This window comes from Streptomyces sp. enrichment culture (assembly GCF_964273145.1).
Taxonomy (GTDB): Bacteria; Actinomycetota; Actinomycetes; order Streptomycetales; family Streptomycetaceae; genus Streptomyces.
In genome coordinates, this window is record NZ_OZ186876.1 from 1 (window position 1) to 10,883 (window position 10,883).

Annotated in this window: 12 protein-coding genes; 9 read left to right on the forward strand and 3 right to left on the reverse strand. The window is 72.4% G+C overall.

The annotated features are described in order from the left end of the window. Nucleotides 1-1,075: 1,075 nt before the first annotated feature. From ACSU6Z_RS29915 to ACSU6Z_RS29925, 3 genes are all read right to left on the reverse strand, one after another. A complete protein-coding gene (locus tag ACSU6Z_RS29915; protein WP_437050808.1) occupies nucleotides 1,076-2,098 on the reverse strand; it encodes a hypothetical protein in 1,023 nt (340 codons plus the stop codon). 163 nt (nucleotides 2,099-2,261) lie between these two features. After that, a complete protein-coding gene (locus tag ACSU6Z_RS29920; RefSeq protein WP_437050809.1) occupies nucleotides 2,262-3,014 on the reverse strand; it encodes a glycosyltransferase family 2 protein in 753 nt (250 codons plus the stop codon). After that, nucleotides 2,999-3,802 carry a GntR family transcriptional regulator gene (locus ACSU6Z_RS29925; protein WP_437050810.1) on the reverse strand — a complete coding sequence of 268 codons (804 nt, stop codon included), beginning with the start codon at nucleotides 3,800-3,802 and terminating at the stop codon, nucleotides 2,999-3,001. Before ACSU6Z_RS29925 ends, ACSU6Z_RS29920 begins: the two co-directional genes overlap by 16 nt. A 203-nt stretch (nucleotides 3,803-4,005) precedes the next feature. Here ACSU6Z_RS29925 and ACSU6Z_RS29930 point away from each other — a divergent pair, with 203 nt between their 5' ends. The 9 genes from ACSU6Z_RS29930 to ACSU6Z_RS29970 form a co-directional block, all read left to right on the forward strand. Continuing rightward, nucleotides 4,006-4,149: a hypothetical protein gene (locus ACSU6Z_RS29930; protein ID WP_437050812.1), complete on the forward strand. Its 144-nt coding sequence runs from the start codon at nucleotides 4,006-4,008 to the stop codon at nucleotides 4,147-4,149. Continuing rightward, a complete protein-coding gene (locus ACSU6Z_RS29935; protein ID WP_437050814.1) occupies nucleotides 4,146-4,298 on the forward strand; it encodes a hypothetical protein in 153 nt (50 codons plus the stop codon). The genes ACSU6Z_RS29930 and ACSU6Z_RS29935 overlap by 4 nt, the downstream gene beginning before the upstream one ends. Beyond that, on the forward strand, nucleotides 4,295-4,543 hold the full coding sequence (locus ACSU6Z_RS29940; RefSeq protein ID WP_437050815.1) for a hypothetical protein: 249 nt from the start codon (nucleotides 4,295-4,297) through the stop codon (nucleotides 4,541-4,543). The genes ACSU6Z_RS29935 and ACSU6Z_RS29940 overlap by 4 nt, the downstream gene beginning before the upstream one ends. Nucleotides 4,544-4,661: 118 nt before the next feature. Continuing rightward, a complete protein-coding gene (locus tag ACSU6Z_RS29945) occupies nucleotides 4,662-4,874 on the forward strand; it encodes a hypothetical protein (RefSeq protein WP_437050817.1) in 213 nt (70 codons plus the stop codon). Then, complete coding sequence (locus ACSU6Z_RS29950) at nucleotides 4,874-5,152, forward strand: hypothetical protein (protein WP_437050818.1); 279 nt, start codon at nucleotides 4,874-4,876, stop codon at nucleotides 5,150-5,152. Before ACSU6Z_RS29945 ends, ACSU6Z_RS29950 begins: the two co-directional genes overlap by 1 nt. Further along, the gene (locus tag ACSU6Z_RS29955; protein ID WP_437050820.1) at nucleotides 5,149-5,808 is read left to right on the forward strand and encodes a hypothetical protein; all 660 of its coding nucleotides are present in this window, start codon (nucleotides 5,149-5,151) and stop codon (nucleotides 5,806-5,808) included. The genes ACSU6Z_RS29950 and ACSU6Z_RS29955 overlap by 4 nt, the downstream gene beginning before the upstream one ends. Beyond that, nucleotides 5,808-7,949, forward strand: a complete 2,142-nt coding sequence (locus ACSU6Z_RS29960; RefSeq protein ID WP_437050821.1) for an FtsK/SpoIIIE domain-containing protein — start codon at nucleotides 5,808-5,810, stop codon at nucleotides 7,947-7,949. The genes ACSU6Z_RS29955 and ACSU6Z_RS29960 overlap by 1 nt, the downstream gene beginning before the upstream one ends. A 185-nt stretch (nucleotides 7,950-8,134) precedes the next feature. After that, nucleotides 8,135-8,644 carry a hypothetical protein gene (locus ACSU6Z_RS29965; protein WP_437050823.1) on the forward strand — a complete coding sequence of 170 codons (510 nt, stop codon included), beginning with the start codon at nucleotides 8,135-8,137 and terminating at the stop codon, nucleotides 8,642-8,644. A 581-nt stretch (nucleotides 8,645-9,225) separates the two neighbouring features. Further along, on the forward strand, nucleotides 9,226-10,883 hold a 1,658-nt coding region (locus ACSU6Z_RS29970; protein WP_437050824.1), incomplete at its 3' end, for a DUF2637 domain-containing protein.

Below are 10,883 nucleotides of genomic sequence, written 5' to 3' on the forward strand. Positions count from 1 at the left end.
GTGGCCGGCCTGCGCCTCGGCTGCGCCGAGGCGCGCACGGGCCGCTGCGCGGCCCGTGCGCTTGAGCTGCGCTACGCGCAGCTTTACGGGCCCGTTCCGGGCCCGTGGGGGTCCGTTCGCTGCGCTCCCGGACTAGCCCGCTACGCGGGCGGCTGGCTGGATGAGGGGGTGGCCGGGGTCAGGTGGAGCGGGGGCGACTCGGCGCGTCTGTCACGGAATGTGCCTCATTTCGGGGCCGGGCTGAACTCTGGACTGAGGCTGCATCACTTCTGATACAGCATGTAGCTTTGGCGGACCGGGGGGACACCCCCGAGGGGGTGCTCGCCCCGGTGCTCGCCCTCCGGCGTCCTGGTCCTGGTCCTCCCCGCCGAGTTGCTCGCCCCGGCTCTGAGCTGGGCAGATACCCGTCCGGGGATGCTCGGAGGCCGCTTCGGGCCCGCGCCCGGCCAGCCGTCCGGCCAGCGCGACGAGCCGCCACCACACCCCGCAGAGCCCTTATCTGACGGTCCGTCAGACAGTCCGAGTAAATTCCAAACGTCGCGGGAAATCCAACCCGCCGCCACCGCCCACCCTCTGACGAAATATTTACTCGCCCCCGAACACAAAACAGCGGATCCGCAACCCTTTTGGGCAACACGGGACCGCTGAATGGAATTCCGCTGCGCAGTGGTGAATGCGGATAAGGGATGATCGACGCATGATCAACCGCCGTCCACTGGGTCCCGGGCCGGACCGCGCCTCCGGCACGGAGGCCGAGCTGCCGCCCGCACCGCGCGCCCGCCTCGCCGCCGAGCTGCTTCCCGAGGCCGGTCCGGTCACCACCGGTCCGGCCCCCGCCCCAAACACCGGACGCCGCGCACTGGGCACCGGACCGGCGCCACGCCCCACCCCCCGGTAACCCGCCCACCGCGGGCACAACGACGCCGGCGGCCCCGGGCACCAGAACGACGGCAGACAAGGGTCCGACCACGGCCGAGGAACCGCTGTGCGGCGATCTGAGCGCCTTTCCCACCCCGCCCCGCCCAGAGGGGGCCCGGACAGGGCGGAAGGCCGTCAGGCAGCCGCACAGCGCCCTCTACGCGGGTACGGGGGCAACCCGGTCCGGGTGGCAACGCGGGCACAGCTCCCCGCCCCCCAGCTCCCCCAGCGTCCGAAACCGCGGATTGAGCCGGGCAGCCGCCGTGCCCTCACCGCACTCTCCGCACCACTCCGGCAGACCACGACGCGCACCCGGCTCCGCGCGCTGCCCCTCGATGGGCGCAGTCGAACGCTCCGCATGCCGGACCAGATCCGACCAGCCGCGCGCCGCCAACTCCCGCGCCCGCTCACACAGCCAGCCCTCCGGCAGCCCCTGCTTCAGCAGCTCGACCGCCTGGCTCTCCAGTCGCCGCCGGGTGCCGGACAGCACCGGCCGCCCCAGCGCAGCCGCGTACGCGTCCACGATCCGGCCCGCTGCTGCCGCTTGCCCGGATCGCTCTCGCTGCTCCGGCACCTCAGCCCCAGAGGGTGTCTGTCCCTCGGGCGCAGCCTCGCTCTCTCTCTCTCCGACCGGCGAGTCGTCCACTGAGGCGTCAGCGGTCCCCGCGCCGGGAGAGAGAGAAGAGGGAGCAGAAGAGGGAGGGAGAAGGGGTGCAGATCTCGCACCCCCGCCCCCTGCGAAATCTGCATGGGGGGGTGCGAAATCTGCATGGGGGGGTGCAGATCTCGCATGGGGGGGTGCGAAATCTGCATGGGGGTCTGACCTGGGGTTTTCCTCCGGAGCCTCGAACGTCAGCTCCTCCACGAGCGTCGGCCCGTAGTCCGTCCGCTTGCGCCGCATCTGCGCCAGACGGTCCAGGTTGATCCTGAAGAGGTTGGCGATCTGCGCCCCGTTCTTCGGGCTGAACCGGGGCGCGGCCTTGACCAGCCCGCGCTGCTCCAGCTTCGCCCGCGTGGACTGCGCAGTCCGCAGGGACATGTGCGCCTCGTCCGCCAGCTGGCGCATGTGCGCGATCACATAGCCCCGGTCATCGGTGTGGTTCGCGCACGCCATCAGGAACGCGCCCTCCCCCACGGTCAGCCCGCCGGCCTGGAACACCAGATTCATGTGCTGAATCACCGCGCCACCTCCACACAGGTCGTGTGCTGTGGCCTGCAGGTCCAGTCATCTCGTACGCTCAAGGGGAGCTCCTTGCTTGGCTTGCTGGAGTGCTTCCTCCGCTCCCCGGGTGGCCGCCCGGGGGCGAAGCGTCAGGCCCCGCCGTTTGGCGGGGCTTTTGGCGTTAGAAGGCGAGGCGGGCGAGTGCGTCGCCGCGGGCTTCGATGATGCGCATGCGAGCCTCCCACTCGGGCCCGCCTCGGTGCTGGGAGGCGGCGGTGATCTGCCCCTCCCATTTGCGGTACAGCAGCCCCACTTCGGCGGTGAACCAGCCTGGACGTACGGCATCCAGAGCTACCAGCAGGCCGGTGTCGCCGGAGGCCGGGAGCGCCATCCACCCGCCGAGAGCCACGACCAGGTCGCGCCGCATACACAGCGTCGCGGGGTGGACCTGCGCCCGGTGGTGGGCGCGCCAGTGAGCCAGCACCGATCCCCGCTCGATGCGGCCTGCCGGCGGATCGCCCTCGAACCCGCGGTGACTGCCGTCGGGCAGCAGGTCCAGGACACGCGCTGTGGTCCAGCCGATTGCCTCATGTTCGGTCAACGTCTGCACATCGCGAGCCAGCGCGCCGGGCGTGAGCTGGTCGTCAGCGTCCAGCACCTTGACGAGTTCGCCCTCCGACCGGGCCAGGGCCATGGTGCGGGCGACCTCCGGACCGCCGCGTCGGGAGGCCGAAATGGATATGCGCGGGTCGTCCGGGACAAGTGCGGAAATTGCGTCTGCACCCTCTAGACCATCGTGTTGGATAACCCATTCCCATTCCCACCCCGGGGGCATCTCCTGGGCTGTGAGGGAAGCGCACGCTTCGGGCAAGAATTTTGCTCCGTCTCCACGTACCGGGGTGAGGACAGAAATCAGGCTCAATTTTTCTTCCACCTTTTCAAGGGAATGGTGTAAGCCATTTGTGTTCTGTCGCCGGGCAAGGCGACTTCACTATATTCGGCGACTTTCCCATTCGTGTCGATAGATGTTTTCTTGAGGATGAGAACAGGTACGCCTGAGTCAAGCGCGAGAATCTCGGTTTCCTCTGTATTGGGTGAGCGGGTGCTGATCTCGTCGACAATGTGGTCGACCTCGATGCCGATGGTCAGCAATTGATTCATAGTGCCGCCGGGCCAGGGTTCGTTGTCCTGATTCAGTAGGTCAGGGTTCTGGGCCGCGACCTCGTGCACCAGCCAGGAGTAGATCAAGCTCAGGGGCGCGTCTTCGTCGCGTGAGCTGGTCCAGTAGCGGCGGCAGAGCATCAGGGTGCCGTCGGCCACGTCGAACCGGCGGGCGATCTGAGGGGGCGCTGGAATGGTGGTGTAGCGCGAGTGGAACCGCAGCTCCGGCAGCTCTAGGCCGGTGTCGAACTCGGTGGCGCCCGTCTTTGCGCGCTCCTCCTCCGGGAGCAGTGCACGGTCCTTCTCCCACTGGTAACGCCGCTGCGGCTCCCGGCGTACCTGCTGCCTCTGGCGCCGGACAAAGGTGCCCTTGCCGCGCCGGCTGACCACCAATCCCTCCGCCTCCAGCGCGCGGAACGCCTGGTGAACCAGCGCCTTCGACCCCTCCCCTTGCTCCACCAGGTCGCGAATGTACGGCAGGGGGTCGCCCGGCCCGTACGTGCCGTCCGCGATCTGTGCCGCTAGGCGATCGGCCAGCTGGCGCCATCGTGGCGTAGCCATCGGTGTCCCTTCTCTCGACACGATCAGTACACCACAAATCCTAGGACTGTTGACAGCCGCCGCGCCAGATGTCAGTCTCAGGACAGACCCCCAGTCATGGGACTGGAAGCCCGGCCGGTGCCAACGACACCGACCGGGCGGCAGGCCGGGTGCTCGCAACACCGGGCCCTGTCGGAACCCCCTGGATGAGAGAGGGAACCAACGTGTCGATCGTGGCAGACCAGATGGTGTTAGCGCAGGTGGCCCCGCGCGCTGACGAGCACAGCAGGAACGCTGAGGACATCGGCTTCCAGGACGAGTCGGCCGCGGTGGTGCGGCTGGCGTCGTGGATCGGGGCGGCGGCATGAGCGAGGACCTGGCGCGGCAGCAGGCGGAGGCGGAGCTGGAGGCGGCCAGGGCGCAGGCGCAGGCCGATCTGGTTGCGGCGCAGGAGGCGGCGGCCCGGCTGGCCGAGGCGCTGGCGCAGGCGGCGCAGCAGGCGGGGGGTGCCCGGTGAGCAGCGAGGTTCAGGAGCAGATCGGGCCCCGTCAGGTGGGCGCGGTCTACCAGAACGTCGACGGCGTGTTCGAGGTGCTGGCGCTGGTCACCGACCCGGTTGAGGCGGCGCGGTTGTTGCGGCGCCGGGCGGCTCGGTTCGCGGTGATCGTTCGCGACGTGCTGCGCCCGGACGGCCAGCCGTTCCCGGTCGGCTCGGTGTGGACCGGTTCCGACTACCTGGTCCGTGCGGGAGGCGCTCGGTGAGCCCGCGCGGCGGATGCGAGTGCAGGTGCCAGGGCTGACGGCCCTGTGTCATCACCAGCCCCGTACCGGGCTGGTGGTGGCGCAGGGGGCGGACAGCCCGGCCCCGGAGAGGACACCGATGAACACCCGCACCGACGCCCTGGCGACGGCCACGGAGGCCGCGTTCCAGGCCGAGGAGCTGGCCAGGCGTACCGAGAGTGCCGCCCGCAGCATCGACAACCGGCACCAGACCGAGCCGCTCGCCCGGGCCGGCGCCTTGTGGGCGGACGTGGCCCGCGCGTACGCCGCGATCGCCGCCGCGCTGCCCGCCGACGACGCCGGGGAGCGCTGATGTACGGGCAGCGGCGGATCACGCTGATGGACCGGCTGGCCTCTGCGGCGCAGCGCGGCGCGCACGTGGCGCGCCTGGCGCTGCGCCTGGCCACCCGGACCCGCTTACGGCCCACCGACCTGTACGCGGCGCTGGCCACCGCCCGCTTCCTGGCGGCGCACGAGCTGATCGAGCGGGCCGAGGCGGCCTGCGACACCGACGACCCCGACCTGGAGCTGGTCCAGGTCCGCCAGCCGATCTGGTTCGGCGGCACGACTCTCGTGGAGGACGAGCTGTGAGCACCCCCTACAACTGGCAGGACGACCCCGCCTTCGCGCCGCCGCGCCCGGCGCAGCCGCCGACCGCCCCGCCCCGCCAGGCGCCGAACGGCTCGGGCCCGGGCCGTGGTGCCCGCGCGGCGAGCGCGGCCGGGGCGGCGGCCGGCGGGTTCGTCGGCGGCCTCGGCTCGTCGTTCGTGCCGCCGGTCAACGTCAACATCAACGGCCGCGGCGGCAACGGCGGCGGTGGCGGCGGTGGCGGCACGGGGGCCGACGCGGCCGGCGGCGGGAGCGACCGGCATCAGGGCGACCGGCTGATCTACATGGTGGAGCGCATCGAGTTCCGATCGGAGAAGGACATCTACGCGCTGGCCAAGGCGATCAACCACTTGGGCCGGGAGCTGCACCTGATCCTGGGCATGCGCGCCGAGGAGCTGAACGGGGTGCTGTCGACCTACAAGGGCAAGTGGTACACCTTCGGCGCCTCCTCCCGGGTCAAGGCCCGTCTGGTCTCCGCGCACCTGAAGGTGTCCGCGGAGGCGGCCAAGGCGCTCGGGGTCGGTGCGCTGAAGATGGCGCACGCCTTCGACCGGCACTTCGTCAAGCCGGAGCAGGAGGCCAAACAGCGCCGCAACGGCCAGAAGACCCGCCGTGAGTTCACGATCGGGGAGGGCTGATGGCACCGCGCAAGAGCTCCCGCAAGACCGCCGCCGCGGCGGTGCCGGTGAACACCACGACGGAGATCGTGCCCGTCGGCAGGGGCGGGTTTTTCGGGCACGTCGTCGGCCACCTGGCCGGCAAGGCGCTGCCGTACGCGGCGCCGTGGGTTGGCGCCGCGACGCTGCCGCCGCTGGCGGGGTGGGCGACCAACAGCATGTGGGGCGATGCTCCGCTGTCGGCCGGGCTGGCGTCGGCCGCGCTGGCGGTCGGCGGGGCCGGGCTGGCGGCGGTGACGTGGAAGACCACGCCGGCCGCGACGAAGTTCGGTGCGTTCCGCCGGGCGCAGGCCACCGCGAGCGTGGCGGCCGGGATGGGCTGGCTGACCTGCGCCACGGCCGCCGGGCCGTTCGGCTCCCCGCTGCTGGACGCCTGGCTGATCGGCGGCGGGCTGTTCGCCGCCTCGTGGAACGTGCGCCAGCTGATGCGCAACGGCGCCTCCGGCGACGTCGCCGAGGAGACCAACGGCGGCCTGGGCGCGCTCGCGGAGGCGATCGGCTGGGAGAAGGTCACCGTCAAGGACGCCAAGGGCACCGGCAAGGGCACCGTGAAAGCCAAGGTGGAGGTCACCGACGGCGCCACGATCGAGGACGTGCAGTCCACGGCCAACAAGGCCGCCGCCGTGCTGCACGTCCCGCCGTCCGGTGTGATCGTCACCCCGGACCCGGAGAACGCGGCGCGGGGCACGATCTCCATGCGAGTGGCGGACCTGCTCAAGGACGGCGTGCCGTTCGCCCCGCCGCGCGCGCTGGGTCTGCTGCCCACCGAGCCGATCCCGGTCGGCCTGTACGCCGACGGCGAGGTGTGGTCGATCAACCCGTTCGCCGCGGACATCCTCCAGCACTTGTTGGTCATGGGTGTGACCGGCGCAGGCAAGTCCGAGTTCGCCCGTACCGTGCTCACTCACCTGATGTGCCGCCGGAAGATGAGCGTCTTCCTGGTAGACGTGGCCAAGGGACGGCAGACGGTCGGGCACATCAAGGACGGCCTGGACTGGTTCGTCACCGACACCCAGGAAGCCAAGCGGCTGCTGAGGTCGCTCCCGGCCGCCATCAAGGCCCGCGGCGACGTCCTGGCGGACGAGGGCCTGGACCAGTGGTCACCCGCTTCGTCGCTGAACGCCGTTGTGGTGTGGCTGGAGGAGGCCGCCGACCTGGCCGACTTCGAGGAGCTGGAGAAGATCGCCCGCGCCGCCCGGTCGGTCGGGATCTGGCTGGTGGTCTCCCTCCAGCGCGCCACCTGGACCAACGTCTCCACCGACGTGCGCGCCAACCTGCAGGCGACCGCCTGCTTCGGCGTCGACGACCCGGGCGACGCCTCGTTCTGCCTCCCCGATCACGTGACGGCGGCCGGCGCGGTTCCCGCCTGGGGCAGCTCCCGGCCCGGCTACGCGTTCGCCACCGGCATGGGCATCCCCGAGGCGCGGTGGACCACGGAGGTGCGCTCCGCCCTGACCGACCGCGAGACGCTCGCCGCGCTGGTGCAGGCCGCCGCCGCCGTCCGCGACCCGCTCGACGAGCCGACCGCCGCCGCACTGGGCCAGGCGTACGCGCAGCGCCCCCACCGCGGCACCAACCGCACCACGCCGGGCGTGCAGGCGGCCGCTCCGGCCATGACGAGGTCCGCTCCGGCCGCGCTGTCCGCGATTCCGGGCCCGGCCGCCGACCGTTCCGCCTACGTCCTGGAGACCGACACCGACATGACCGACATCGAGGAGGCCGCCGCCGTGGAGCTCCAAGACGCCCGCGCCGAGATCCTGGGCGCGATCCCCGCCGACCCCGAGCCCGACGCCCCGTACGCGCACCTGCGCCTGGAGGACGACGTGCCCTCCGCCGACCCCGACTCGCAGATCGAGTTCGAGGACGGGGAGCGCCCGTCGACCGAGGAGGCCCGGCACATCCTCTGCGTAGAGCTGGACGGCTGGATGCGGCAGGGCCGCCTGGAGTTCGAGCCGGCCGACCTGATCCCCGCCACCGTGGCGGCCGGACGCAAGCGCCCCTGGCTCCAGGGCGAGCTGAAGCGGCTCCTCGAGCTGGGCGTCATCCGCCGCGACGGGCACGGCGAGTACACGATCCTCCAGTCCCCCCTCCAGCCCGCCTAGAGGTCACCGTGCGTGACGACCTGACAGTCACGGTCGGGCCTGACGTTCGACAGTCAGGCCCGCCAGGGGCCTATAGGGAAGTCACGGGACATCGCACGTGACAAGCCCTGACAGTGCCTCTGACTGTCAGAAATCCCCCTCCCTGACACCCGCCTGACAGTTACTCACCGTGAGGAGCACGAGCCGTGTCCCACCCCCTCGACCCCCGCCCATACGCCCCGGCCGCGCACCTCCCCCAGCCCTACGGCACGCCCCTCACGGCGCCCGTCCAGGCGCCGCTGACGGGCCCGGTGGAGCTGTCCGGCGAGCGCCGCACCACCGAGCCGGTGGTGTACGTGCCGGACGCCTACGGCCGCATGGTCCCCGTCTCCCGCTCACAGGCCGACGCCCTGCTCGCCGCGGTGCCCGCCACCCAGCCCCGCGACCTGACCCCGCAGCCGCTCATCGACTCCCGCGCGCAGCTGGTCCTCGCGGCCGGGGCCGGCACCGGGGCGGCGGCGGCCGGCGTCGGCTACGGCCTGGGCCAGATCCTCGCCCCACTCGCCGCCATCACCAGCAGCGGCCTGCTGTGGGCGGTCTGCCTCGCCACCGTCCTAGCCGCCACCAGCGGACGCCGCGCCGTGCGCGGCGGCGACACCTACATCACCCACAACCACGCCCGCTGGTTCGGCAAGACCACGACCACCAACCACTGAACACCGAGGCGGGCCGGGAGCGGCGAACTCCCGGCCCGGCCGGCCACGACCGTGCCGCACACGGTCCCGACCACGACACGGAGGCACCCGTGACGCACCCCGCAACCTACCCGCCCACCCCCGCCGACGACTCCCCGCGCGACCGCCCCCAAGGCGCTCCGGCCGCGCCCGGCCCGGCTCCGGCCGCACCTGATCCCGCTCCGGATACGCGGGTCGGTGCTCCGGCCGGGGTGGCAAGGAGGCAGACTGCCGGGATGCGTGACGTGCTGACGGATGACCACAGCAAGGCCGGAGAGGTGCCCACGGCCGGGGCCGCTCCGGTGACGGCCGGGGCCACTCCGGCGGCCAGGGAGGCCACTCCGGGCGCAGCCGGGGACGCTCCGGCAGCGCAGGGACTGGGCGGGCCGAGGGTGCCAGGGGATGGCCGGGGAGGGGTGCTCGCGGCCCCGGCCGCTCCGGCGCGCGGCCAGGCCGCCAGAGAGGCCGGGACGGCCGCTTCGGATATGCCCAGGAGTGCTCCGGCCGGGGCCGGCCGGGGGCCTGGCCGCCTGGGGAAGTGGCCGGGCCGGATCCTGGCCGCCGTGATCGCGCTCGGCATGCTGGTCGTGGCCGGGGTCGGGTTCGCCTCGTCCTACGACACGCTGCGCGTGGCCGCCGAGGCCAAGGGGTTCTCCGAGGCGCTCTCCTACTGGGTGCCGGTCGGGATCGACGGCGCGATCCTTGCCTTCCTGGCGCTGGACCTGTACCTGACCCACCGCCGCATCCCCAAGCCGCTGCTGAGGCTCGCTGCGCACGGCATGACCCTGGCCACGGTCGTGCTCAACGCCACCAGCGGCAGCAAGGGCCTGGCGGAGGACCCCGTACGGGCCCTGTGGCACGGCCTGATGCCCTGCCTGTTCGTGGTCGGCGTGGAAGCGCTGCGTCATCTCGTCCTGCACGCCGCGCAGATCGAGGACGGCAAGGTCACCGAGCGGATCCCGCTTCACCGCTGGCTGCTGGCCCCCACCGCAACGGCGCGCCTGTACCGGCGCATGCGGCTGGCCAACGTCCGCTCCTACGCCGAGATGATCCGCCGGGAGCAGGACCTGGAGGGCTACCGCGTCTGGCTCAAGCAGGAGCTGGGCGGCGACCTGTCCAGGGCCAGCGATGTGCAGCTTCTGCCCATGACGATGGCGCCGAAGGGCTTCACGGTGGAGCAGGCGCTGGCGCTGCCGGCGCAGTGGGAGGCGGAGGCCGCCGAGCGGGCCCGCGCCGAGGAGGAGCGCCGGGCGCTGGCAGAGGCGGAGGCCGCCGAGCGGGAGGCGGAACTGGAGATCAAGAAGGCGGCGGCTGCCGGACGCGTCGAGGCGGCCCGGCACCAGATCACGGCGCAGACCGGAACGGCGGCGGCCCAGGCCGAGGCGGAGACGGAGCGCGCCCGGGCAGAGGCGGAACGCGCTCGCGCGGAGGCGGAGCGGGTCCGGCGGCTGGCGGAGCGCCAGACCGACATCGAGGCCGAAGCGTGGGAGCAGGCGGACGTGGCGGCGGCCAAGCGCCGGGCGAAGGAGGACGAGCTGGCGGCCGAGAAGGCCGCAGCGGACGCGCAGGCGGAGCGCCGCCGCCGGGAGCGGGAGCGCCTGGCGGCAGAGGCGGAAGAGGAGGCGGTGGAGACGGAGCGGGCCGCGCAGGCCAGGCGCCGGGCGGCGGAGCACGAGCTGGCGAGGATCAAGGCCGAAAGGGAGGCGCTGGAGGAGCGCGCCCGGGCGGATGCTGCGCGCCGGGCGGCCGAGATCGAGGAAGCGGCGCTGGAGACGGAGAAGGCCGCGGCGGCCAAGCGCAAGGCCAAGGAGGACGAACTGGCGGCGGCCCAGGCCGAGGCCGGCAGGGAAGAGGCCGAGGCGAAGGCGGCGCGCGAGAGGGCGTTGAAGGCGCAGGCTATCCGGGACGCCGAGAAGGCCGCCGCCGAGGCGGAGACGGCGCGGGTTCGGGCGGCTGAGGCCCGGCGGCGGATCGCGGTGCTGGAGGCGGAGGCGGCCACGGCCGACGACTGGGCGGACCTGACCCCGCGCCAGCGCAAGGCCCGGCGGGTGGCTCGCATGATCCTGGCCGCTGGGGGATCCGCCGACCACGTCGACGTCGTGGAGCTGAAGGAGATCGAGGCTGCGGTGGGCGTCGGCCGGACCACGGCCGGCGAGCTGCGCCAGGAGGCCAAGGAGCTGCTGGCGGGCGGCTACAACCCCATGACGGACTACGCGCCGCA